Source organism: Spirochaeta cellobiosiphila DSM 17781 (genome assembly GCF_000426705.1).
In the GTDB taxonomy this organism is placed as follows: domain Bacteria; phylum Spirochaetota; class Spirochaetia; order DSM-17781; family DSM-17781; genus Spirochaeta_E; species Spirochaeta_E cellobiosiphila.
In genome coordinates this window covers 120101-144856 of the sequence record NZ_AUFW01000018.1, presented here as the reverse complement: position 1 = coordinate 144856, position 24756 = coordinate 120101, and the positions used below count along the sequence as shown (strand labels likewise).

General features: G+C 34.1%; 22 protein-coding genes. 8 read left to right on the top strand and 14 right to left on the bottom strand.

Annotated features, from left to right (window positions below; translation table 11 throughout):
* Position 1: 1 nt before the first annotated feature.
* Positions 2 to 1069 carry a hypothetical protein gene (locus K345_RS0104445; RefSeq protein WP_028973153.1) on the bottom strand — a complete coding sequence of 356 codons (1068 nt, stop codon included), beginning with the start codon at positions 1067 to 1069 and terminating at the stop codon, positions 2 to 4.
* Positions 1070 to 1080: 11 nt separating this feature from the next.
* A complete protein-coding gene (locus tag K345_RS0104440) occupies positions 1081 to 1677 on the bottom strand; it encodes a TP0733 family outer membrane beta-barrel protein (RefSeq protein WP_028973152.1) in 597 nt (198 codons plus the stop codon).
* A gap of 145 nt (positions 1678 to 1822) precedes the next feature.
* On the opposite strand from K345_RS0104440, the gene folD reads away from it, so the two are divergent.
* The 4 genes from folD to K345_RS0104420 are packed head-to-tail and all read left to right on the top strand — an operon-like array spanning position 1823 to position 4253.
* Positions 1823 to 2710, top strand: a complete 888-nt coding sequence (gene folD, locus K345_RS0104435; RefSeq protein ID WP_028973151.1) for a bifunctional methylenetetrahydrofolate dehydrogenase/methenyltetrahydrofolate cyclohydrolase FolD — start codon at positions 1823 to 1825, stop codon at positions 2708 to 2710.
* 2 nt (positions 2711 to 2712) lie between these two features.
* A complete protein-coding gene (locus K345_RS19725) occupies positions 2713 to 3390 on the top strand; it encodes a hypothetical protein (protein WP_483852532.1) in 678 nt (225 codons plus the stop codon).
* 22 nt (positions 3391 to 3412) lie between these two features.
* Entirely contained in the window at positions 3413 to 3646 is a 234-nt protein-coding gene (locus tag K345_RS19720; RefSeq protein WP_053228061.1) for a DUF1049 domain-containing protein, read from the top strand.
* Positions 3633 to 4253 (top strand): SPOR domain-containing protein, encoded by a 621-nt coding sequence (locus K345_RS0104420; protein ID WP_156888300.1) that lies wholly within the window; start codon positions 3633 to 3635, stop codon positions 4251 to 4253. The genes K345_RS19720 and K345_RS0104420 overlap by 14 nt, the downstream gene beginning before the upstream one ends.
* Here K345_RS0104420 and K345_RS0104415 read toward each other — a convergent pair.
* Genes K345_RS0104415 through K345_RS0104405 form a run of 3 tightly spaced genes read right to left on the bottom strand, consistent with a single transcriptional unit; the run spans position 4245 to position 7829 of the window.
* On the bottom strand, positions 4245 to 5690 hold the full coding sequence (locus K345_RS0104415) for a pallilysin-related adhesin (RefSeq protein WP_028973149.1): 1446 nt from the start codon (positions 5688 to 5690) through the stop codon (positions 4245 to 4247). The genes K345_RS0104420 and K345_RS0104415 overlap by 9 nt on opposite strands.
* Before the next feature lie 11 nt (positions 5691 to 5701).
* The gene (locus K345_RS0104410) at positions 5702 to 6694 is read right to left on the bottom strand and encodes a DHH family phosphoesterase (protein WP_028973148.1); all 993 of its coding nucleotides are present in this window, start codon (positions 6692 to 6694) and stop codon (positions 5702 to 5704) included.
* On the bottom strand, positions 6678 to 7829 hold the full coding sequence (locus tag K345_RS0104405) for a vWA domain-containing protein (RefSeq protein WP_028973147.1): 1152 nt from the start codon (positions 7827 to 7829) through the stop codon (positions 6678 to 6680). The genes K345_RS0104410 and K345_RS0104405 overlap by 17 nt, the downstream gene beginning before the upstream one ends.
* 150 nt (positions 7830 to 7979) lie before the next feature.
* On the opposite strand from K345_RS0104405, the gene cfpA reads away from it, so the two are divergent.
* From cfpA to K345_RS19715, 3 genes are all read left to right on the top strand, one after another.
* Positions 7980 to 10037 carry a cytoplasmic filament protein CfpA gene (cfpA, locus tag K345_RS0104400; RefSeq protein ID WP_028973146.1) on the top strand — a complete coding sequence of 686 codons (2058 nt, stop codon included), beginning with the start codon at positions 7980 to 7982 and terminating at the stop codon, positions 10035 to 10037.
* Between the two features lie 61 nt (positions 10038 to 10098).
* Positions 10099 to 11184: a hypothetical protein gene (locus K345_RS0104395; RefSeq protein WP_028973145.1), complete on the top strand. Its 1086-nt coding sequence runs from the start codon at positions 10099 to 10101 to the stop codon at positions 11182 to 11184.
* Between the two features lie 10 nt (positions 11185 to 11194).
* Positions 11195 to 13858 (top strand): putative PEP-binding protein, encoded by a 2664-nt coding sequence (locus K345_RS19715; RefSeq protein ID WP_053228060.1) that lies wholly within the window; start codon positions 11195 to 11197, stop codon positions 13856 to 13858.
* Between the two features lie 43 nt (positions 13859 to 13901).
* On the opposite strand, the gene K345_RS0104385 is transcribed toward K345_RS19715, so the two are convergent.
* Together K345_RS0104385 and K345_RS0104380 are read right to left on the bottom strand one after the other, a co-directional pair.
* A complete protein-coding gene (locus K345_RS0104385) occupies positions 13902 to 14450 on the bottom strand; it encodes a hypothetical protein (RefSeq protein ID WP_028973144.1) in 549 nt (182 codons plus the stop codon).
* Positions 14451 to 14500: 50 nt separating this feature from the next.
* Entirely contained in the window at positions 14501 to 16372 is a 1872-nt protein-coding gene (locus K345_RS0104380; protein ID WP_028973143.1) for a tetratricopeptide repeat protein, read from the bottom strand.
* A gap of 210 nt (positions 16373 to 16582) precedes the next feature.
* Here K345_RS0104380 and guaA point away from each other — a divergent pair, with 210 nt between their 5' ends.
* Entirely contained in the window at positions 16583 to 18133 is a 1551-nt protein-coding gene (gene guaA, locus K345_RS0104375) for a glutamine-hydrolyzing GMP synthase (RefSeq protein WP_028973142.1), read from the top strand.
* Here guaA and K345_RS0104370 read toward each other — a convergent pair.
* Genes K345_RS0104370 through K345_RS0104340 form a run of 7 tightly spaced genes read right to left on the bottom strand, consistent with a single transcriptional unit; the run spans position 18113 to position 24725 of the window.
* Complete coding sequence (locus K345_RS0104370) at positions 18113 to 18556, bottom strand: hypothetical protein (protein ID WP_028973141.1); 444 nt, start codon at positions 18554 to 18556, stop codon at positions 18113 to 18115. The two genes, guaA and K345_RS0104370, sit on opposite strands and share 21 nt — an antisense overlap.
* Positions 18540 to 19511 carry a GGDEF domain-containing protein gene (locus tag K345_RS22145; RefSeq protein ID WP_053228059.1) on the bottom strand — a complete coding sequence of 324 codons (972 nt, stop codon included), beginning with the start codon at positions 19509 to 19511 and terminating at the stop codon, positions 18540 to 18542. The genes K345_RS0104370 and K345_RS22145 overlap by 17 nt, the downstream gene beginning before the upstream one ends.
* A 24-nt stretch (positions 19512 to 19535) precedes the next feature.
* Complete coding sequence (gene hydF, locus K345_RS0104360) at positions 19536 to 20768, bottom strand: [FeFe] hydrogenase H-cluster maturation GTPase HydF (protein WP_028973140.1); 1233 nt, start codon at positions 20766 to 20768, stop codon at positions 19536 to 19538.
* Positions 20765 to 22087 (bottom strand): lyase family protein, encoded by a 1323-nt coding sequence (locus K345_RS19705; RefSeq protein WP_053228058.1) that lies wholly within the window; start codon positions 22085 to 22087, stop codon positions 20765 to 20767. The genes hydF and K345_RS19705 overlap by 4 nt, the downstream gene beginning before the upstream one ends.
* Entirely contained in the window at positions 22068 to 23090 is a 1023-nt protein-coding gene (gene hydE, locus K345_RS19700; RefSeq protein ID WP_053228057.1) for a [FeFe] hydrogenase H-cluster radical SAM maturase HydE, read from the bottom strand. The genes K345_RS19705 and hydE overlap by 20 nt, the downstream gene beginning before the upstream one ends.
* Before the next feature lie 5 nt (positions 23091 to 23095).
* Positions 23096 to 24469: a [FeFe] hydrogenase H-cluster radical SAM maturase HydG gene (gene hydG, locus K345_RS0104345; protein ID WP_037571259.1), complete on the bottom strand. Its 1374-nt coding sequence runs from the start codon at positions 24467 to 24469 to the stop codon at positions 23096 to 23098.
* Positions 24453 to 24725 carry a TM1266 family iron-only hydrogenase system putative regulator gene (locus K345_RS0104340; RefSeq protein WP_028973138.1) on the bottom strand — a complete coding sequence of 91 codons (273 nt, stop codon included), beginning with the start codon at positions 24723 to 24725 and terminating at the stop codon, positions 24453 to 24455. Before K345_RS0104340 ends, hydG begins: the two co-directional genes overlap by 17 nt.
* Positions 24726 to 24756 lie beyond the last annotated feature (31 nt).

Here is a 24756-nt window from a genome sequence, read left to right as displayed (position 1 = left end):
TTTAATCCTGATTCCAATTACCAGATTTTATGTGCCATAATCCAAGATTATAAGCTCCTAGATAGAGCGTCCCATTAAACTCAGCAAAAAAACGGCTTTCTGTATCATCTAAGTCAGCTGTTAAATAGGAGTTGTAGTCTCCTAAGATCTCATCATCTGGGTAATAGCTTTTAAAAGAGTTAATGACGCCACTTATTAACATATAACCTTTGTCGCTGGGTAATAGAAGATAATTATTATATACATAGGGTCGGTTATAGTCATATCCTGTATTAATAACTTGCTTTGTCCATGTGTCATTACCATTGTTGTAAAACGAAACAATTCCCTTGTCTCCGCCTGCCACTAGAAAAGAACCGTCAAAGGTACTCTGAGACACATCGTTAATTGTATAACCAAATTCTTTAAAAGAAGTAGATGTATCAAAACTTGTTGCTACAGTGCTAGATACATAACCATTTTTAGTAACTATATAATAATTGGTTGTATCATAAAAGAATCCAAGAATATTGGCTGGAGTATTTCCTGAAAAAGTGACAGGAGTAAAACTAGATCCATTATAGTATATGACAGTATTGTTTTGATCGTTTGTATTGTTAGGATTATAGCTTACAAAATAAATTCCATTAGACATTTCATACATGTGACTTAGATACTCTCCACTACCTAAAAGTGATTTATAGTCAACAATAGCTGTCCAAGTTCCTGTTATATTTGATTTCTTTAATAACTGTGTTTGAGCATCTTTATTCTTCGCTATTACATAAATATCGTTGTTATAACTTGCTAGAGGACCACCCATAGGATATTTATCACTTGGTGTGTCCTTGATCCAGTTACCGTTTGTCGTTTTTCGATAAAGACGTGTTCCAGAGCTTACGAAAAAAGCGCGATTTGCCGTTCCATCTGTATATTCCAACATGTCCTCAATGGAAGCTGGATTACCAAAGATACTGTCAGCAAGAGTTTCTTCTTCTTCGATCTGATAAAATAAACCTACACTCCCATCATTACAGCTATATAAAATAAAAGTTGTAAAAATAATTGTTATATAAAAATATTTCTTCATTTTGTGATTCCTTAAAAGTGGTAAAGGGCGCCGATTGTTACACCTAGGAAATTTCCTATACGACTTTGATCATTACTTATATCGTCACGATTATAGATTTGCGGAACCCACCAGTAATCTAGATCTAAACCAAAGGCCCATTCAGAATTGATGTAATAGTAAGCTCCGAGTCCAGGTTTTACAATAAGGTCCTTTTGAGTAATATCCTTATACTGACTTACGTTCATTCCAATACCCAAAGAAAGGGGGATTAAAAAGGGGTATCTTCTTAGTTCATAGATATTTTCCCAGACAATGGGCACCATATATAAATTATCATCATTGGGACCCCCGCTAATCATTCCACCAATGGAGATACCTGTTCTAAAATAGTTATTTAGAAAAAAATCCATTTCCAGAGAACCATGCATTCCTAAATCTAGATTCGCAGAATAAGATTTACCATCGAAGTCCTGAAAGAACAGGGGAACTCCTGCTCCTAAATTAATTGAAAAAGTTCTGTTGCCTAGTACGTAAGTTTCTTCCATCCTGTCATCATCTACTGCAAATAACATTGAGGGAAACAATACAAGTATTAATAACAGAATTCTAAAGTGAGTCTTTCTCATTTACAATAAATCCTTAATTTGTAATTGCATAAGCTTAACACTATCTCTTTTTTCAATAAAATCCAACCTCATTATACTGAAAAAGAGACGTTGCCTGTATGCCTCTTCTATGATAAAAATACATCAACAGCTAGGAGGTAACAAAATGTCTACAATAATTATAGACGGTAAAGCATTAGCACAAAATATTCGTCATGATGTTGCTAATAGAGTCTCGGCTTTGAAAGAAAAGGGTATTACAGCCTGTTTAGCTGTCATTATTCTGGGGGATGATCCCGCAAGTCAATCTTATGTTAGGGGAAAAGAAAAAGCCTGTGGAGATGTTGGTATTTTAAGCAGAGACTATAAGCTTTCGAGTACTACATCTGAAGAGGAATTGGTTCTCCTTATTGAGGAATTAAACAGGGATGAGTCCGTCCATGGTATTTTAGTGCAATTACCGTTACCAAAACACATTAATGAAAGTACTATTATTGAGACTATTGATCCGAATAAAGATGTGGATGGTTTTCATCCTAATAGTTTAGGTAAATTAATGTTAGGACAGGATACCTTTATTCCCTGTACTCCCCATGGTGTTATTAAAATGTTAGAAAGTGTTGATATCTCGACTGAAGGGAAGAATATCGTCATTATTGGGCGGAGTCATATTGTGGGCTCTCCTTTATCACAATTACTCATTCAGAAGACTCCCACAGGCAATGCAACAGTCACCATTTGTCATAGCAGAACTAAGAACTTATCAGATTTCACGAAGAGAGCGGATATTATTATTGCTGCTGTAGGTGTTCCTCAAATGCTTACTTCTGACATGGTATCTGATGGAGTCGTCATAATTGATGTTGGTGTTAACAGGGTCGAAGATAGTACTAAGGCAAAAGGATATCGATTAGTAGGGGATGTTGATTTTGAAGGAATGCTTAATAAGGCTTCCGTTTTAACTCCTGTTCCTGGTGGAGTTGGTCCTATGACTATTACCATGTTGTTATTTAACACTATTAAGTCAGCAGAAATTACATTTGATAGGAGATGAGTGTGAATATTGTAGATAAAATTGATGATACTGTTAAAGTAAAAAATGTTCTTATTTCAGTATCTGATAAGAGCCATCTTGATGTACTAATAGAGGGTCTTATAATGGTGAATAAGGATATTAAAATATATAGTACAGGTGGCACGTATTCTAAAATTAAAGAAATATTAGGAGATAGACATTCCAATAACCTAGTATCTGTTTCAGAATACACAGGACAACCTGAAATGCAAGGCGGTTTAGTCAAAACACTTGATTTCAAGATATATTTAGGGTTGTTGAGTGAGACCTATAATGAAGATCATGTAAATGATATTCGAAAGCAGAATGCTGTTATCTTTGATATGGTTGTCGTTAATTTGTATCCTTTTCAGCAAACTATTGCCAAAGAAAAGGTAACTATAGAAGAAGCTCGTTCAAATATTGATATTGGTGGCCCTACAATGCTTAGAGCTTCAGCCAAGAATTATTTACGAGTAGCTTCTGTTTGTAATCCCTCCAAGTATAATAATATCCTTAAAGAATTAACTGAGAATAAGGGAGGTCTTTCTTTTAACACGCGGTTTGAACTAGCTAAAGAGACTTTCAATCACACCGCTGAGTACGATAAAACTATTAGTGAATTCTTAGTTTCTTATCAAGGAGAAGAGGCTATAAAGAGTTATACTATAATTAAGTAGAAAGATGAAAAGGAGGCTGATAATGCCTTGGCGTATGTTTATGTTTTTTATATCTCTAGGAGTCATTATTATCTTTATAGCTTTGAATTTGGAGAATCGTGTTAATATTTCCTTTGGATTTTATGTTTTTCAAAATGTTCCTGTGTTTATTGCCTTGTTTTTTTCATTTTTGTTCGGTGGCATAATTATGATACCCTTTACTTTCAAGCATAAAGTTAAGAGCACGAAAAAGGTAAAGGAAGATGAGCCGAAGTAGGTATCTTTTATTTTTTCCATTGATACTCTCTTTTCCTCTCTTTGGGGATACTAATTATCAAGAAAAGATCTCTTCTCTAACTACTCATCAAGATGAGCAGTCAAAGGTTGCTGAAGCCCAAATATATGATTTGATACCTGACTATTCTAAGTCTGAGTTAGTTTGGTTGGAATTATATAATACCTATAAAAAAGAAAGATATTGGTATCAGGTATTGTTACATAGAGTCTATTTAGGTACAGATATTTCTGAGCAAGACTTAAATTTGCTAGATGGTCAACTAAAGGGCCGTAGTGACTTGATTAATATAGTAAGAGGTTCTTATGTTAATAATAGCTTGATGAATAGTAACACTCCCTTTTTTCTTTTAGGACAGGAGTTTGATTCATCAGTTCATTCCAATCAAGTAATAATTCAAGTTGGGGTCTATAGTCATAAAAATTATGCTGACTTAATGATTAATACTCTTAAGAAGTTAGGTTTCGTACCAGAGCTTAGACAAAGTAATTCTTTTTACAAGGTAATGATCAAAGTAATCGATAATAAACTTAATGAAAGTGTAAATGTCCTTAGCAATAATAATATTGAATATTTGATATTACCTTAGTTCCCCAAATATTTCTATTTGCTCCAAGCGTAGTGGGGTATCATCATATAACTTCATCCCTGATGTAGTAAGATTGCCTTCCTGTAAAATGATTGTCCGTATCTCTTTATATTTGTCAGAGGATTCTTCATATTTTAATTTATAGGCAAATTGAACCCCTTCTGTTCCATTTTGCTTTATTTCCTTCAATTGTAGAACAAGATCATCATTGAGTTTAAATATATTTGCTATTCCAGTTACTGTATCATGATTATTCTGAGTCATACTGAAGTGTGGAAAGTCAAAAAAGATTTGTAAACCCAGAGAGTTACTATAGGAGCCACTAGGATGAGGAAGCTGATCAATTGGGGCTGGTTTTGTATCAGGTCTCTGATACATTCCGGACCATACTTCATCAGGAGTTCGTTTCCATCCGTCTATTTCTTCAACTTTCATCGTTATACTATTTAAATCATTAAGACTAACAGTAATATATTTTTGTACATTAGAGAGTAATTCATTGTCTCCATATAATTCAATTAGATTATATATCCCTTTGTATTTACGATTTATGGAGTATATTTCTTGTAAAGAATCGCCAATAAAAGAAATACCATTTGATGTATTATCAATGAATATCTGTCGGTTTGTATTAGGGTTGACCCATATCCCTGATAGATAGGTCATATATTCAGTAGCGTTTGCTCTATATAATTCTTTTAAGTGTTGAGCTTCAATTTGTTGACCTGATAATTGTTCTTCCTTGGATAAAGCATATTTATCTTGATTATATCTCCAGTAATAAGTCCTTTTCATTAAGTCAAAATTATCTGCTTCTTTATTAGCTTTTTCTAATATTTCTATGGGAAAACTAATTCCTGGTTTCTGTCCTTCTGTATATCCCTTACTTCTTTCTTTCCGATCAATATTAATGCTACCTTCTGTTGTAATCGTAAAAATTTTAGAATAGTCGGTTGATGGAGAGGCATTACTATTTTTTTTCCATACATCCATAGTTCTCGTTGAGTTTGTACTTGTTCCTCTTGCTATGATTTCTAAGGAGAAATCTCCAAGTAAATCTTCAAATTCAACAGTAATGTCATCCTTACTTGTAGCTGCCAAATAACTAGAATAGGATATTTGTGATTTTTGCCTTACATTATCGTAATCTATAACCCATAATTTTATTGGTGTATCATGTCTTGAAGGTTTTATCGTTATTTTTACTTGCTCCTCATAGGGGTCCAGATCTAAATTTACACTATAACTAAGAAGGATGGATTCATCTGACGGTAGTAAATTATCATTATCATTGTCTATAAGGACAGGACTGTCTTCTATATTATCAATATCTGTTGTTATTGTATTATTATTCAAATCATTTTGATCATCTGTCTGACTATTTTGAGAACAGGCCATCAGAATTGTAATAAGAAAAATTAAAATAGTAGAACGCAATAATAAGCCTCTCAATCTAAGAGCAATGATACACTATCTAACACTTTTTGCTTAATTTCATCAAGAGGATGGTTACATTTGAAGCCGGCAGCATTCTTATGACCGCCACCTCCGAATGATTGGGCTATATCGGCGACATTAACGTTACCTTTTGAGCGTAATGAGCATCTCAATAAACCTTCTTCATTTTCTTTAAAAAACACACTTATAATGATGTCACGACTTTTCAGAGGAATATTTATTAAATGGTCCGCTTCATTAAACTGAGCGCTGCAGGATAGCAGATCTTCCTTTGTCATCACTAGTAAAGAAACTCTATTATTGTATAGTAACTGTAATGTTGATAAGACTTTTGATTGCAATTTTAGAAAAGCGATCGTATTACTCTCCCATAAAACCGTATAAACTTCATAAGGAATAACTCCCCTTTTGAGTAGTTGTTCAGCAGCATAAAAAGTTTTTGCACTGGTTTTGGGATAAATAAAAGAGCCTGTATCGTACATTATGCCTAGGAATAGACCTTTTGCAGCTTCTAATGGCAATGAAATATTCATTTTTTCTGCTAGATAAAAAATCATTTCAGATGTACTTGAGGCTGCACTGTCGATTAATTGAAAATCACAATGGGGAAGGGGATGTTCATGGTGATCAATGATAAAGGTTCCTTTAAAATATTTATGATAATCTTTACCCAATAGACCTATGTTTTCCAGATCATTTGTATCAACTATCAAAAGATGACTTTTCATTAAGTAATCTTTTGATAAGGGACTATCGTTCCAGCTTTTTATACATTTATCATTATCAAAGAAAGTCAATTTTGCAGGTGCTTCGTCATTGTTTCTTATATGAACGTCTTTTCCTAATCGCTTTAGAATACAATACAGACCATAGGCTGCCCCAAGGGCATCTCCGTCAGGAGACTCATGACCAGCAATGATATAGTTGTCATTTTCTAATAAAAAATCTATTAACTTTTTTTGTTGTTTATTCAGTATCTCCATCTATAACTTTTTTCCTTTTCTTTTCATCATCCGAAGGTACTCTGTTTTTAATCACAAGAATAATAAAGACGATTATTATAACAAGGAGGAGACCTAATATAATAAACAAGGCTAAATTATTTCGAGATTCTGAACTTTGAGTAGACTTTTCACTTTCTGAAATTGTTGATTTTGTATCACTTGCAATGTTAGTGACAACCAAGGGGTAGACGGATGGTACTATTTGCTGTTGTCCTAAAAAAGAAAGTCTAAGAGAGTAATTGTTGTTGGCATTGAATTTCCCTGCTACTTTGCTGACATCAATGTCAATATCTAGGTCAATCATTTTATTGGGATCCAGTAATGCTGTTTCATAAGATTCTAAAATAGTAAATGTATTGTTGTTTTCATCTTCAGCAATGATCTTATCGATATTTATGCTTTTAGGACTATCCATTCCTTCTCCTTCAATGGATAGAATTAAATGAGCCTTATCTTTATATATTTTTAATTCAGGACTATCTTTTAATTGAAATATCCCAACAAAATCTGAAGGATCTGTTTTTGTGGCGTCTGCAAAGGAAGAATACCCTGCAGATAATTGTTCTGCTAATTCCTTTGCATCTTCATCAGAACCTAATCCTAATACTATAACTTTCCAACCTTGGTCGCGTATAATTCTAATATTATCCAGGAAAGGATGGTTGTAAGTCCCATCAGGGCTATAATATTGACTTTCAGGGGGAGCTTCCTGTTTTCCGTCCGTTAATAGGAGGAAATATTTTCTATTAGTGGAGCTTTTATCTACTATCGTATTAAGTTTATCCAAAGCATTCCCAATATCTGTATACTGCCCGTTTGCTTTAATGGCCGTTATTTTGTTCTTTATAACATTATAATTATTAGATGTAACTTCTTGTCCATCAAAAAGAGGATAAGCCTCTCCATAGAAAGGGACAAGATAGAGTTTATCTCCAGGTATTAGCAGTTTGTCGATTAGAAAACTTTCAATATACTCTTTGACCTGGTCGATTTCTTCTTCCATTGATAGGGATTTGTCCATAACTATGTATAAATCTAAATTAGAATCCCTGTCATCAGCATAGGAAAGGCAAACAAAAAAGGTGACAAATAGATAGATAAAAGCTTTTCTCATAGATCTTATTATAGAAGAATTAAAGATAAAAAGAAAAGCAAATAAAAATCCCTCATGAAAAAAAATTAAAATAAAAAAAAACTTACTTTACTTTTTTTCCATGCTTAGCAATAATCTTAATGAGAAAGAAAATTTCCTAAGGAGTATGATATGGGAAGCATTGACTTACCTAAAAGTCCAAACGTTTTCCACCCGGAAAAGCCCAGTGCTGTCGGTTCAAGAAACTCATTGGCACAAGAATATAGAGATCAACAGCTGGAAGTCGACGTACTTTTGGAGGAAGAAGTTGATAAGGTTATGAATCACATCAACACAAAGCTTCCCTCAGAGGTTCTGGAAAGACTGGATGTGATGGGTGGATTAAAAGAAAAGCTATATAATTATTTTAATCAAAACTATCAGAACATGTTTAACCGTTTTATTGTAACATCAGAAGATGAAATGGTTAAAAAGGTTCGTAACTTTATTGATAAAGAGGAAGCTAAAGCTCTTGCTCGATACACACCAAAAGAAATTTCAGAGTTATTGGATCAAGTTGGTGGTGCAGACAAGTTCAATACTGGTGAAATAGAGAAATCTATTATCAATATGTATGGCCACTTACAAGGTCACATCCAGCGAGGTATGAATGATCTCGAAAATGTCACAAACTCTTTACTTCGTCAGAAAACAGATGTTGGGGCTTTTATCCGGGGTGAGAATGCTTATTCAATCACTAAGTGTGCTTTCCAGGATAATGCCTATAAGCCAAAAACAGTTACTGATGTTAAGCTATCAGTAAATATATTAGATTCTGAGTTAATCAGTCCCATATTTCATTATCAAGTTACAGTAGAATTCTTAATTAAAGAATTAATTTCCAAGCACATCATTGATCAGATAGATAGAGAAATTGATGTGTTAAAAGATTCTTTAATGGATGAAGGGAAAGAGGAAATGAATGATTCCGAAATCCTTTTTGAAAAATTGAATCGTGTTGAAAATTATACAGATGATGAAAAGGATTCTCCAAAATCTAAAAGATATTCAATTTTAGCTCAATCTTTAATGAAACGAGTTGAAGGATTAAGAGCGGAAATAGACCCTTCTGAATTTGATCAATTGAATGTTCGAGAAAACTTGAAGAAGATCATTGATATCGAAAATATCCGTAACAGAGGATACAACACTGCTGTAAACTCTATCACCAGTATACTTGATACATCAAAAATGGGTTATCAATTCATTGAGAACCTTAAAAATGCTCGTGAATTAGTTATTAGAGAGTACGAAGACAAGGATATATCTAAGTTACCTGATGAAAGATATCAAGTTAAACTCAAATATTATGATAATGCTCAGTTAATCGAAGAAAGAAGAGCATACGACGTTCAGATCAAGTCTTTTGAAGTCGAGGTTCAACATCTTTGGGATGTTCTGAACATGATCTATGAAGATTCTAAGTTCATGAAGGGCGTTGTTGATTTTAAAGACTTAAGCCATAAATATCGCAAGAAGATTCAGAAGAAAATAAAAGATATTTCAGGTGATCCTGTATACGAGGATATCGAAAAAACTTGGGATGAGATTTCTTTTGTAAGACCTGGTGATACAGAAGTCGAAAAAATGAATCGGACTTATTTATTTGAAAAGGACAAAATCAAAAAACGATTAATCCTAATGAAAGATAAATTACAGTCTATGTATTCTTTTAGGTATCCTGTCCAAAGACGTGTTATGGAAGAAAGGCTTACCTTTTTAGAAAATGAATTCCATAGGTTCGATTATATGATAAATCCATACCATATACAGCCTGGATTATTGCTAGATGTAGATATCACTTCTATCAAGCGTAAAAAGGCTACTCTAGATGGGATGGCTAATGTACTTAATGAGTTCTTGCATGGTGTCTCTAAAGGGTTCCAGGATGCAGCATTTGCCTCCTTTAGTAGACGTAGGTCAACTGTCCGTGCTGACATTGCCCAATCTTTTGGTCCTAAAGAAGATTCTGGAGATGAAGATGGTGATAAAAAATCTGCTGGTAGTGATTATTTAGATATGCTAAATACGCCAAGTGAGAGTTCTCCTGCTCTAGCAGAACCTTCTGAGTCTGAAGTAACAGCACCTAAGAAGACAAGTCGTAAAAACTCATCAAGAAAAGGTGTAGTTGATCGAAAAAGACGTGGAAGACCAAAGAGATCTGATGATAATGGTCTACAGGAAATCTAAGTTTTAAATAAAATCTTAAAGAAATGCCTCCCTAAGGGAGGCATCTTTGTAAGGAGTTGAAATGATTCCATCTGCCTATGCTTATGAACAACTTTCTTCTAGAAGTAGTTTTAATACTAATCTAAGACACTTTAAATTAGTGTCATCCTTAGTTAATTCTATTGAAGAAGGCTATAATCTCGCTGATTACATCAATATTTCAAAAGAAGTAGAAATTAAAAATAATCAAATTCTTCCAATACTTAAAGCTCTTATCGTAGAGAGATATCAGTACAAAGTTCTTTCTGTTAATCTAAAGGAAAATTATGATGATATTTCTTTTCTCGCTGAAAATTTTCAGAATTGGAAGAGATTTGATTTACTACTAGTATACCATCATCCCGAGTTGGGACCTACACTGATTAACCCAAAAGATTCAAAGCAGTTACCGTTAATTGGGGGATTAAAAAAATTTGAATTAGTTACTATTTATTTTGGTTTTGGTCCTAAAAATGTAAAGCTGCTTGAAGACAATAAAAATATTAAAGCTTTGGAAAGCGCTGTATCAAAGTTTCTTGAATTGTTAGATAAAAAGAAAGTAAATGCGACTAAGGCTATGCAGGAACCGCCAGTTAAAATGAAAAAGGTATCAGCACCAAAGACTGTCACTACTTCTAGCACAAATAAAAAGAGAGCCAGTACGAAATCGACTACTAGCAAAAAGAAAGCCACTCCTGTAGTTGAAACCGTTTCTGTAACACCTACCGTTGAAGTCTCAAATACTAAGTCCTCTTCCTCCGTTTCCGCTCCTTCTCCTACTGCTCCTCCACCACAGGGTAGTAAAATGGTTGGTCCTTATGCTGTACCTGTAACTAATGAATTATTTCATAATGGTAATGTGGAAGCATGGAAACGTATTATTGAAAGCTACAAGGTCAGTCATGCTGGTACTGATGTCGTTATATTGTATGATGGTGAACGTATTCATGACATTAATACTCTATTCAAATGGGGTAAGGTGAAGCATGGTAGTGCCATACTCTTTGCTGTTACAGGTGACAACATTACAGACGTATCAAAGTTGAAGAAATATTTATCACAAGGTGCTAGCTCTCGATTTGAAGTATTTCTTAATTCACCGGTTGGTAAAGTCTTAAACTTATTTTAGAGGAGTCGTTGTGAAAAGTTCCATTCACTTCTTTGGAGAAGGTAAAACAAAAATTCAAGACAATTGTCTTGAAAATATTGGATATAGAGGAAGACAGGCTGTTGCTCTTGATAAGATGAAGTTGCCTATTCTTCCTGGTTTTATTATTGATTCTGAGGTCTCAAGTACATTCGATAGTAAGAAGTTAGAGCCTGTATTGAAAAGTAATCTTGGAAAATTAGAAAAAAAACTGAATAAAGAGTTGGGTTCCAAAGAAAATCCTTTGCTCTTAAAGGTTGTTGTTAGTCCTAATTTACAATTCAGTAATTATCCTCCCATTCATAATATTGGATTGGTCGAACCTTCACTTGAAGGTTTTATAAAGCATGTTGGTGATAATTTTGCATTACATGAAGTTCATTTCTTATTGCGAGGTGTTCTTGATATTGAAGCTAAGATTGCTGAACTAGAAAGCAATGAGGATAGATTAAAATCCATTAGTGATGTTCTTAAAATAATTGAGAAGCAGATTATTACTGAAGAGAATTCCGATGGTAAAATGCCACCAGCGGCTACACAGAAAAAAACCATATCTAATGCTCTGGAATTGTTTCCAGATGAGTTTTCTAAGGATGCTTTCTTTCAGTTAAATTATATTCTTGAAAGAATTAAGTGTCTTATTCAGCTTGAAGAAAAGGCTGAGGGGGCTATTGGTGATTCTGAAACGGCATTACTGATTCAACCTATGGTTTATGGTAACTATGGAAAAAATTCCGGTAGTGGTCTGTTTTTTACTAGAAATATCGTAACTGGAGAGAAAGTATTACAAGGTACTTTTTTTAAGGAAACATTTAACGAATTAGGTTCTGAAGGCATGGATGTGAATAAAGTAAGTAAAAAGCATATCCAAACCTTGAAAGAGATCCGAGATAAAATAGAAAAAGAGTTTAAAGAAATACGATCTATTAGGTTCACTATAGAAGATGATAATTTATGGTTGATAGATCAAAGACCTGTTCATGGTAAATCTACAAGAGCAGATATCAGAGTCCTTTTGGATTTATTAGCTGATAAAGTGATTGATGACAAATATGCCATTAATTCAATTAAACCTTCACAATTAAATGAGTTACTTCACCCCATGGTGGACACGACAAGCGTTAAAGGGTTCAAGAGTATCACTGGTGGTATATCCGGGGCTCCTGGTTCCGCTATAGGTAAAGTGTATTTTACTACAGAGGGTATTACTGAAGCGTATAAAGAGGCTGTAAAGACAGGTGGTGATAAAAACCTGATTCTTTGTATGGCTGCAACATATGCTGATGATGTAAAGGCTGTGGAGATGTCCAATGGTGTATTGTCCTGTGAAGGCGGGTACTCCGCTCATGCTTCTGTTGTAGCAAGGCAATATGGGAAGGTATCCCTTGTAAAACCTGATATGAAAATTACCGGCAAGAAAGCCACTATTGGTAATGTAACTATAAAAGAGGGTGATTATATCACTCTTGATGTTCCCTATTATGGAGATCCAACTGTTTATCTGGGCACAGCAGATTTGATAGAACCTGATCCTAAAGAATCTGGTTTACTTGATTTGGTAGCACTTGTCAAAAAATATGTCACAGATGATTTCTTTGTCAGAGTAAATGCAGATAATGCAAAATCTGCTGACCTAGCTTTAAAGTTCGGTGCTGAAGGAATTGGATTGTGTAGAACAGAGCATATGTTCTTTCAGGAAGAACGTATTAACCTGTTCAGACACATGATTTTGGCAGAGGATAAAAAAGAACGGGTAAAAGTTTTGAATAAACTAAAAACTATTCAGAAAAAGGATTTCTATGAAATCTTTAAAGTGATGAGCGGAAAAGAAGTGACTATAAGACTTCTCGATGCACCATTACATGAGTTTATGCCCCATACAAAAGAGCAGCTAGATAGTTTTAAGGAATATCTCACATCCGCAGGAATCAATCTGACAAAGTCTCAATTAGATGAGAGGACTCAACGACTAGAAGAAGTCAACCCCATGTTAGGTCATCGTGGATCGCGTATAGCAGTATCCTATCCGGAAATATATGAGATGCAAATCTCTGCCATTTTTGAAGCAGCTCATAAGGCTAAGAAAGAAGGTGTAGAAGTTCTACCAGAAATCATGGTTCCCCTTATAATGAATTCCAATGAGATCAAATTACTTGTGTTTGGTAAGAAAATTGAAGGTTTGACCTATAAAGGCTTGTTGGAAGTCTCAGATGAAGTACAGACCAAGGCTGGTGATGATCCTATTCCTTTCAAGGTTGGAACAATGATTGAGTTACCAGCGGCCGCTGTAGGAGCTGGTGAAATATCAAAGTACGCTCAATTCTTTAGTTTTGGAACTAATGATTTAACCCAAACTACTTTAGGTCTCAGTCGAGATGATTTTAACGCTTTTATGCCTGATTACACTCAATTTGATTTAATCGAAGGTAATCCTTTCCAGAAATTGGATAGTAATGTAAAAGAGCTGATAAAAATAGCTGTAAGAAGAGGTTCTTTGACTAGACCTGATTTAAAGACAGGTTTATGTGGAGAACATGGAGCTAATCCGGATAATATAAAATTCTGTATGGATGCAGGATTAAATTATGTGTCTTGTTCTGTTTATTCTGTACCTATAGCTAATTTAGCTATAGCTCAAATGAATCTATCAGAATAAAAAAAAAAGCCCCGTAAGGGGCTTTTTTAATAATTGCTCTTTTTTAAAAAGTAAAGTTTAACTTTGGTAAAATGTCCTGGATAGTCCGAGAAGCTTGTTTAGCCTCTATCTGAGGAATCCCTGCTTCTTTATTGAGAGTCTTCTGGAAAAATAAATTCATAGAATCGAATACATCAGGTAAACCATAAAATACAAAACTAAAATTGATATTAGTTGGACGCATGATTGTAAATGAACCGTAAGTGACGATAGGTTCCTTACTAACCATAATTTTCATCTGGTTTTTACAAGTGAAGATTTCTAATTCATTGAATCGATGTGGGATCTTTTCATGATCAGATCTATTATACGGTTCTATGTGTTTTCTAGGAAAACTCGGTGGTTCAACAAGGATAAATATTTTTTTACCATCAGATTGAAACGTCATCCCTTCGTCATTTACAAAAATAGACTTCACAGCATTGTAGGAAACGATTTCATAGATAGAATAGCTGGAATGTTCTGCAAAAAACGATGTGACAATATATCCTCCATCTTTGGGTAGTTCATCATTTTGGTATGCATCGAATAAAGCTTGGGCTCTTAATGGCATATTTTCTCCTCCTGTTGAATAGTATCTAATAGACCCTTGATATTATCAAGTTATTTTCTATATTTATCTGAATGCGTCTTAAATTTGCTTGCTTGTATAGTATCACCTTTTTCCGTATAGATTTGACTTATATAGCTTAAGGCTCTCCAATCTGTAGGCTTTTTGTCTATAATATTACGAAATTCTATAAGAGCATTGTCATAATCTTTTGCTTTGAATAACAATATACCTATTAAATAATTTAATTCAGTATGGTGTGTAAATTGTTTTTTTGCTTCTTTTGCTATACGTACGGCTAAAGTATTCTGATTATCTTTGCTTAGACAGAGAAGTAAATTCATGAGATAGTCAAAGTCCTTAGGATTTTGCTTTAGTAAGCTTCTATATAACAAAATAGCTTTTGCATATTCACCGATTTCTCTATAACAAAAAGCTTCTAAACGTTGTATATCTGTATTGTTTTTTAGGGAAGGTATGTAATTTAATGCATTCCTGTATTCTTTATTTTCAATAAATAGATCAATAAGTTCTTTTAATAGTTTTTTGTCATTCTTCTGTAACTCATACCATATTTTAGTATAAGTAATTTTCTCTTCAATAGTCCCCATTTCGTTGGAAAGAACATACAAGTATTCAGATAGATCAAGAGCTCTAAAAGTATCATAATATTTTCTACACCATTTATAGGAATTCTCATAGAATTGCCATTTATAAAGCTCTAGAGCATAAGCTTTTATTAGAAACTCATCTGGACCTCGTGTTTTTATCAACGAGGTTAAATCAGTTAGTAAATTATAATCTTTATTATTTTCATAGGCCAGACTTAACGTTAGGTAGTAATTGAGATCTTTATCGTTTTTGTACTTTCGAATAAGTCTTTGTAATTCTTTGGATGAGTTCTTATATTGACCGAGTTCCCAGTAACATACCACAAGAGCGATATAGACTTCTTTGTCGTTTATCCCAGATTGGATTGCATCTTCTAGACATTCTTTTGCATACACCCAATTCTGTTGTTTTATATATATCTCTCCTAATAGGAAATTGATGGCACCATCATTGGGGGTATCATCTAATATTCTTATAGCTATTTCTCTAGCATTGATTAGGTCATTCTCTTTATAAAATGTGTAAGCTAAATACTTTTGATACAAAGGGTCATTTAGGTTTTTCCAATCTAAATCGGGTAAATCCTCTCCTAGACTTTCATACAGACTTTTAGCTTTATCCTGTTGTCCTGTTTTAAGAAGGGCTTCAATATACTGTGTGACTAATATAGGATCTGTTTCTGAATATTCCAAAATTTTTTGATAATAGGTTATAAGATCCTGCCATTGTTCATCCTTTCTGGCCAAATGTATTAAGTAGGTTAATGGCATTAGTGGAGGGGCTTCATTCTCCAATAAAAATCTAAACATTTGCCTGCTGACGTCATAATTCCTTTGTCTATATTCTTTGATAGCACTTACTTGTAGACAATTAATATAGGCAGCATAGATCTGAGTGTCATTTGGTTCCAGATTAACGGCCTCCTCTAAATGCTGCAAAGCTCTGTCTGGATTCTTTAATTTTAGGTAACATAATCCTGCCATACTATAACTGAGAGCATGACCAGGATCAATTTGTAAGCTCTTGCGAAAGCATAATAAGGCTTGCTTATATCTGTTTAGGGCAAGTAGAGATCTACCAACGAAGTAATAGCCTGCTTTCTCACTAGAATCTACATTTATGAATTGATTACCGTAGAATAGAGAGCTTTCATAGTCTTCTATGGCATAATAACTTCTACATAGATATAATAAAACAGGAGGATAAATCCTGTCTCCATTGAGCATTGTTCTTAGAATTTTAATAGATTTTGTATAGTTGCGATCTTTACCAGCTTGAATGGCTTCATAAAAGTCTTTTGGTATTGTAGTCATAACAATAGGATAGCATATTTCTAGATTAAAAAAAAAACTCTTTTTTTGTTAGAGCCTTTGACAAAGGATTAGCTTTTTGACAATATTGCCTATGGAAAATCATATCTTTTTAAATCACAAATTATATATGTAATTGCTCCATATTCTGGTAAAATTGTAATTGGAAAAGCTTACAACCAGTGAATCAATAATTCTAAATAAGGATTGTAAATGGATAAAATAGTTATACTCGACTTTGGTGGACAGACAACACAGCTTATAGGTAGAAGAATACGTGATAAAGGTGTATTTACAGATATCTATCATGGTGAGATCACACTTGAAGAATTGGATTTGACTGATGTTAAAGGCATTATCTTGTCTGGCTCTCCTTATAGCGTTTATGAAGAAGGTGCTCCAGAACCTGATTATAGAATCTTTGATTTAGGTTTGCCTATTTTAGGTATTTGCTATGGTTTCCAAAGAATTAATACATTCTTTGGAGGGAAGGTTGAATCCTTATCTACTAAAGAGTATGGTAGGGCTCCTGTTCAATTACTTAAAAAAAATCCTTTGTTTCAGGATATTAAAGACGGATTCCTTTCATGGATGAGTCATGGCGATTCTATAAGTGAGGTCGCACCTGGTTTTGAACTGCTTGGTGTATCGGAACATCATCCAGCTGCTGTTTATAATTCTGAAAAGAACATTTACGCTATACAATTCCATCCTGAAACATCTCACTGTGAACAAGGCTTTGATATTCTTGGTAATTTTGCTTTAAAAATATGTAAAGCTAATCCTGAATGGAATATGGATAAATATATTGAGTTAGAATGTAATAAAATTAGGCAAAAAGTAGGGGATAAGTCTGTACTACTACTTATATCAGGTGGTGTTGATTCTACCGTTGCAGGTGGTTTACTTTTAAAGGCTTTGCCTTCAAAGCAAGTTCATCTTATGTATATTGATACAGGCTTAATGCGTAAAAATGAATCAGAAGAAGTTGCTAATAATTTAAAGATGTTAGGTGCTGAAAACCTTTATCTTATTAATGCTGAAGATAGATTTCTATCACCTCTTAGCGGTATTGAAGATCCTGAGGCGAAGAGAAAAATAATTGGCGATATGTTCATTAAGGTTCAAGAGGAAGAAGTTCTTAGAAATCAAATTCCATCGGATGCTTTTTTAGCACAAGGGACTCTTTATACAGACTTGATAGAATCTGGCAAAGGAGTTGGAAAAAAGGCACAAGTTATCAAAAGTCATCATAATGTTGGTTCACCACTTGTGGAAGCCAAGAGAAACGCTGGTCTAATTATAGAACCACTTGAAATGTTATATAAAGATGAAGTAAGACAGCTAGGAGCTATTCTTGGTTTGAATAAAGAAGTAGTTCATAGACATCCATTCCCTGGACCTGGTTTAGGTATTAGGGTTTTAGGTGAAGTGAGTAAGGAAAAATGTGATATCCTCCGTGAAGCTGATTGGATTTACATTAATGAGCTTAGAAAAAGAAAGCTATATGATAAAATATGGCAGGCTTTTGCCGTGCTATTACCAGTGCGTTCAGTAGGCGTTACAGGAGATGCTCGAGATTATAGTTTTGTTCTCGCACTACGAGCTGTTACAAGTTCTGATGGTATGTCTGCTGACGTTTACGATTTCCCAACGAAAGACCTGCTTGAGATTAGTAACATGATTACTAACTCTGTCAAAGAGGTCGGTCGAGTCGTATATGATATATCTTCTAAACCTCCTTCAACTATTGAATGGGAATAAAGCTTTATTCCCTTCTGGTATAGAAAATATCAGATCCTCATCTTCAAAAGTGAAATAGTGGAGATGTTTGATAAAAATATTCCATGATTTACTTTGAGGAATATCGAAAGGAATCCTTTTGTTATATTCAATAAAAGAGTAGGCCAGATTTTCCGAAATCTTGCCTATTTTCTTTAGGCTATTAATTGGCTTTTCGATTATCATTTGTTCTTTTTCGAATCCTTCCATATTCATAGGAAAACCCACAAACGTTATTTGTTTAGAAGGCGAAAAAAAAACGAAACGTTCTGAAAACCTAAGAATTACTCCTGTAACTCCAACATTTTCTCCTTTTGTTGAACCTCGGTATTCAGCCAAAATTCGAGCTGAAGGATTTTCTCCGAATATTGCTTTTAGATCTAAACCTTTACCCCTTGCTGCCATATGCAATAGCTCCTTTTTGATAAATCTTAACACAATTTCTACCTGTTTTTTTGGCTTCATAAAGAGCTGCATCTGCTTGATCTATTAGGTCCGTAGTCTTCTTCATCCCCTTAGTGAAGTGGCTAACTCCAAAACTGGCTGTGATTCTTACATCTTCAATTTCTTCAGACATTTTTTCTAATAAATAACGAAGCTTTTCTGCACTTTGTAAAGCAGAGTTAATATCAGCTTCTGGTAATATTATGGCAATCTCTTCACCACCATAACGACACACATGATCTGTGTTACGTGAATTTTCTTTTAAAATAGATGCTGTTGTTCTTAGTACAGAATCCCCTTTTTGATGTCCATAATTATCATTGAATTTTTTGAAAAAATCGATATCTGCCATGATTAAGGCTAAATGTCGATTATATCGTTGACTTCTATGAAACTCGTCACTAATTACTTTATCGAAATACCTACGATTATATAGATTTGTTAGTCCATCTTTATACGCTATATCCATTAGATCTTTTTTACGTCTATCAAAACCCTTCTTGATATCTTGTAATTTTTCAACAGTTTTTTTGTCTTTAACGGTTTTTATTAGTTCCTGAATTTTCTGTTCTAATATTACTGTGTCTTCTGGTGGGAGAGTTTTTTCTCTCTTATCATCTTTCTCTTTTATTTTATATATATACTCTCTCGTGCCGAACCTAATGCTATCTTGAGAATTTAGCTGTATTTCCGTTATTCTATGCCCATTAACAAAAGTTCCATTTGTACTTTTTAAATCCGTAAGTATAAAGGCTCCTTCTGTGTATATTATGTGTGCGTGTTTTCTGGATACTGACTTTTCTGTGATTTGGATCGTATTTGTTGGAAGTCTCCCCACAGTAATTTCTTCGTCTATGCATAATTGAATAGGTAACGAGTTGTCTTGTGAATCAAGATAAAAAGTTAGATTCGACATAATGCCCTCCCAACTTAGGATACATTATATTTGGCTATCCTCCAAGGTATTCCATATATCAATTGCCTCAGGAATAGGTTCTAACGCACGGGGTAATAATCCATTGGCCCAAGCTAAAAACATACCATAATTGACAAGGGGAATTTTAAATTCATCTATTTGCTTTATTTTAGATATCATTTGATTCCGAGTTATCATACAGGCTCCACAGTGAACAATCAAATTCACAGATTTTAGTTCATCATCCGATGGAAGTTGACGAGTAAAAGTAAAATGACTGTCTATATCAATTAATTGTTTTATTAATCTTGGTATTTTTACAGTACCAATATCGTCAGCCTGTCGGTGATGGCTACATGCTTCCATCATCAGAATATGAGGTTTTGGAGGTAAATTTTCTAAAGCCTTGACTCCTTTGATAAAAAGACTAAGGTCTCCTTTCTTTCTTGCAAAAAGTATAGAGAAACTAGTTAAAGCTTGCTCCTTAGGTATATCTGCAGCCACTTTGTGAAAAGATTGAGAGTCTGTAATTACTAATCGGGGAGGTTTAATAAGATTCGAGAATGCAAATTTTAGTTCCCTTTCCTTTACAACAAGACTCATACAATCTCGATCTAGTAAATCTCGAATTGTTTCAACCTGAGGTAGTATCAATCTTCCTTTTGGTGCTGCTAGATCAATTGGGGTGACTAATACTGCTAAATCGCCTTCTTTTACTAAATTCTCTACAGGTGTTAACTCTGGTTCTTTTTTGGCAAGTAGTTTTTCCATTTGTTCTATCAAGGCCGTAATACCAGATTTATTAACATTTGCTATTTTTAAAAAATATTTATCTTCTAACCATTTTAACTTTTCCTGGTTGGGTGAACAATCATAAAATGTTGCCACAATAATTGTCTCTTTGTTTTCTAATAGTTTGTTGTAAATTTGTTTTTCATAATCCGATAGTGGTGTGTTTATAGCTGTAACGAAGATTATAATGTCTGCTTCGACTATCTTTTTTAAGCTTATATCTCCTCTTTTTTGACCTAAATGACCTTCTTCATAAAGACCTGCTGTATCAGTTATTGATACAGCTCCTGCCTTTCCTAGTTCAAATCTTTTATAAACGGGGTCTGTAGTTGTTCCAGGTATTGAACTCATTATTGATACTTCTTTACCCAGAATATTATTAATAAGAGAACTCTTACCGACGTTTGGCATACCAACAATAGTAATATTGGGTATTTCACTTAAAGGGGTTTTAATAGATTTCATTTATCATACCTCAATGGCCCTGTAATATGGTTGTAGCTAAAATATTTTTCCCAGAAATCATCAGCTTTCGGTATATGTTTTTGAAGAAACTGAACCAGATCATTTTTAGTTTTAACTTCTGCTCTTTTATATAACTTTTGAATATTCTTGATATCAATGTAATGGCATACAGGTCTTAATAAATTTAGAATTTCTGGTTTAGAAAACAGATAAGAATCTTCCTCAAATGTATTTATCTCCATTTGCGGAAGAAGGTTATCATTGAGAGAATGTAAGGTCTTTTTAGTTTTATCATGTATGTCAATAAATGTGGATATCATAAATGGTAGAAAGGGGTTCAATTGCCATTGCCCCAATTTACTATATTCTCCGATTAATTTACTTCCATTTGAAATGGACAAAGATAACCCTCTTACAAATTCAAGTATTACAGGATTTTGTTTTATCCCCATGATTGAGGAACCGAATGTTATATTAGGATGTTGCAATATGTTTATATCTGATTGCATATATAGACTTATATCAGATGATATTTTATAGAGATTATCTGCAATAAGAGAATAGCCATTAACAACTTCTGTTAACCAGTCCCAATTACTAATAGAATCAGGTAGATTCTGACTCCTACTAAGCGCTAATCCTGTTAATTGTCGTAGATACTGTTCGGCTTTGAAAATATATTTCTGTGGTGCAAAAAAAGAAGTTCCTAAAGCTGTTCCTCCTAGTGGGATCATTCTGGATCTTTCTTGTAATTTGCTGATTCTCCATCTATCACGTTCAATAGCACCTGCCCAAGAAGCAAATACTTGTCCTAATTGTATAGGCAATGCCCTTTGTAATTCTGTATACCCCCAAATAAGGTGGTTAGATGTTTTTTGCTCCCACAAAACTAAGTTTTCTTGTAGTTTTATAACTTTCTGTTCAATCTCTTCCAAGCCTTCCAATATCATGATTACAAAAGCTGATGGTATAACATCGTTTGTTGATTGATATATATTTAGAGCTTCAAAAATATCTATATCAATACTATATTTTTCCTTTAATATAGATCCAATTGTTTCCATGTAATTAATATGTAGACTAGTTCCAGCCCCCCCCTGTTCAAGGGGGAGGGTGAAATATTCATCATAGACACCTTTAATCACGTCTCCCATAATAGATTCTATATGTAGACATGTTTCTGGTGGCAGAGATGAATTTAGTTCCATACTAGCTTTAAAGGTCGCTAATTTTACATATCCTAAGGATCTTATAAATTGTCTTGGAGTTTGTTCCTTTCCATACAGTTGATTTGCTGCTTTAGTTTGGCTCTTGAACATTTTGTCTCCTATGGAATTCTTGGCTATCTCCTCTATCTAGAGATATCTTTTTACCGATTGACAAGGTTCTAATTGTCATACATCCAATACACTGAAAACCACTTTCATCGATACAAATTTTATTGGGATACAAAAGGTAATCCTTTTTATTATCCGTAGGCGTCAAGTTAGGCATAAGAACATTGGCTCCTGCTTTAAGCATTTGTTCTCTTCCATTTTGTTCTAGTGTTCCTGCTGCTGTTGTGGCTGGAATATTGCTATATGGTAATAAAACTCGCAATAAAGCAGTTCCTCTTATAGCATATTCCAAAGGTTCCTGTTTCGCTGTTCCTAAAGGAGTGTCTGGGTGAGGAATAAAGGGCCCAATTCCTAACATATCAAAACCAAATTCTTTAGACATAAGGGCATTGTTGATTCTTACCTCATCTGTTTCACTAGGCAGACCTGTCATATATCCTGAACCTGTTTCATAGCCAATTGCTTTGAGATTCTCCAAAGCATTAAGTCGAGAGCTGAGTTTTTGTCCATTCTTCATTCTCTCATATAGCTTTTGATTTGACGTTTCAAATCTCATCAAATAACGGTTTGCGCCAGCTTCAAAAAGATCTTGATAATCTTGCTTTGTTTTTTGACCACAACTTAATGTAATTGCTAGACTATTACCATATTTTTTCCGTATTTGAGTCAGGAGTAAAAGCATTTGTTTGGTATTAAATTCAGGATCTTCACCTCCTTGAAGCACAAAAGTCTTAATTCCCTTCTTCACACCCTCATCTATGACGTTTAGAATTGATTCAATAGATAGTCTGTACCTATTAACTTTAGAATTTGATCTTCTGATTCCGCAGTACTGACAATCACATGTACAGTAATTGGTATATTCGATCAGACCTCTTATATATACTTTGTCTTGGAAAACTTCCTGGCATATATCGTAAGCTTCTTTATATAAAAGTGATGGGTCATTTTTATAGTATTCTATTGCAGAGGAGGTTGATAACATATGAATTAGAGATATATATCTCTTTCTCCTTTTTCCATCTTAGTTAACGCTTCTTTCATATGGGTTACAGATTCTGAGTTTGGTAAATCAACCATCATCCGATCAATGACATCGAATCCTTTTTTCTGTAAATCTTTATTAGCAAAATCATGCAGGTATTCTGCGAAGCTAGTCATTCCATTGGGTAAACAAAAACATTTTATTAATCCAGGTTTTGCCATATCCATAAAATCATTACCCACACGTCCTAGACGATAACAACCAGTACAAAAACTTGGTATAAAATCTTGATCTACTAGGTTTTCGATAACTTGTTCGAGAGATCTATGATCTCCTAAAGAAAATTGATTGTCATTAGAACTATCTTCCTTACCATATCCTCCAGGATTGGTTTTACTTCCAGCCGATATTTGACTTACACCATAGGCAAATAATTCCTTTCTTAATTGTTCACTCTCCCGTGTACTTAATATAATTCCTGTATATGGTAAAGCTACTCTTAATATGGCAACTATTTTTCTAAAGTCATCATCTGACACAGGAAAGGGAACAGCTTCGGAAAAGGGAGTACCTGGTGCAGGTTCAATTCTTGGCACAGATACTGTATGAGGTCCGCAACCAAACGTTTTTTCTAAATGTTCTGCATGAGCTAACAAAGATAAAACTTCTGCTTTATAGTCTGCAAGTCCGAATAATGCACCAATTCCAACATCATCAATACCAGCTTCCATAGCTCTATCCATAACATCTAGTCGGTATTGATAATCTTTTTTCGGTCCAGAGATATGATAATGGGAATATAATTCAGGATCATAGGTTTCTTGAAAACAGATATAAGTCCCGATTTGTTCTTTCTTTAATTCTTTGAACTCTTCAACACTAAGGGGGGCTATCTCAACATTTATTCGACGTATATGCTGCCCTTTGTATTCAACAGCATAAGCTGTTCTAATCGATTTTACTATATTGGGAAGAGTATTCTTGCCTTCCTCCCCACATATGATGAGTAATCTTTTATGGCCAGATTCTAATATTGATTGTACTTGTGATGATATTTGGTCTTGTGTTAGAACAACTCTCTTGAGTTCTTTGTTATCTTTTCTAAAACCACAGTACAAACAGTTATTACAGCAAACATTTCCAGTATATAAAGGGGCGAATAATACCATCCTTTTACCATATATTTCTTTTTTAACATAGGATGCCACATCCATAAGCTTTTGTATTTGTTGGTGATCCTCAATTCTTAGAAGAACGGCGGCTTCCTCTAGAGTTAAGCCTTTTAGTTCCTTGGCTTTCTCTAATACTTGATTAAACTCTGCTTCTGTTGGGCTTTCTTTACTTGTCCATTCTTTATACTTATCAAAATCTACTCTCATCACTATTCTCCCGAAATTTAGTTAAAACAGATTTTACTGTTAACCCGGGCAATCTACCTAATTTTCCAGACAAAGCGCCTATTTGATCGTTTGTTCCTTTTACCATTATAGATATGAGATTGATGTGATATTGAGGTAAGGGTAGTCCTTGTCGACTTAGGACTATATCCGAGTATTGGCCTAAAATTTTATTTAAACTCGGTATACATTCCTTAGTTTCTACAAGTATTGCTAGTATTCCTATTCTCTTTTCCATTAGACACACCTTTGGATCAGAATCAAATTAC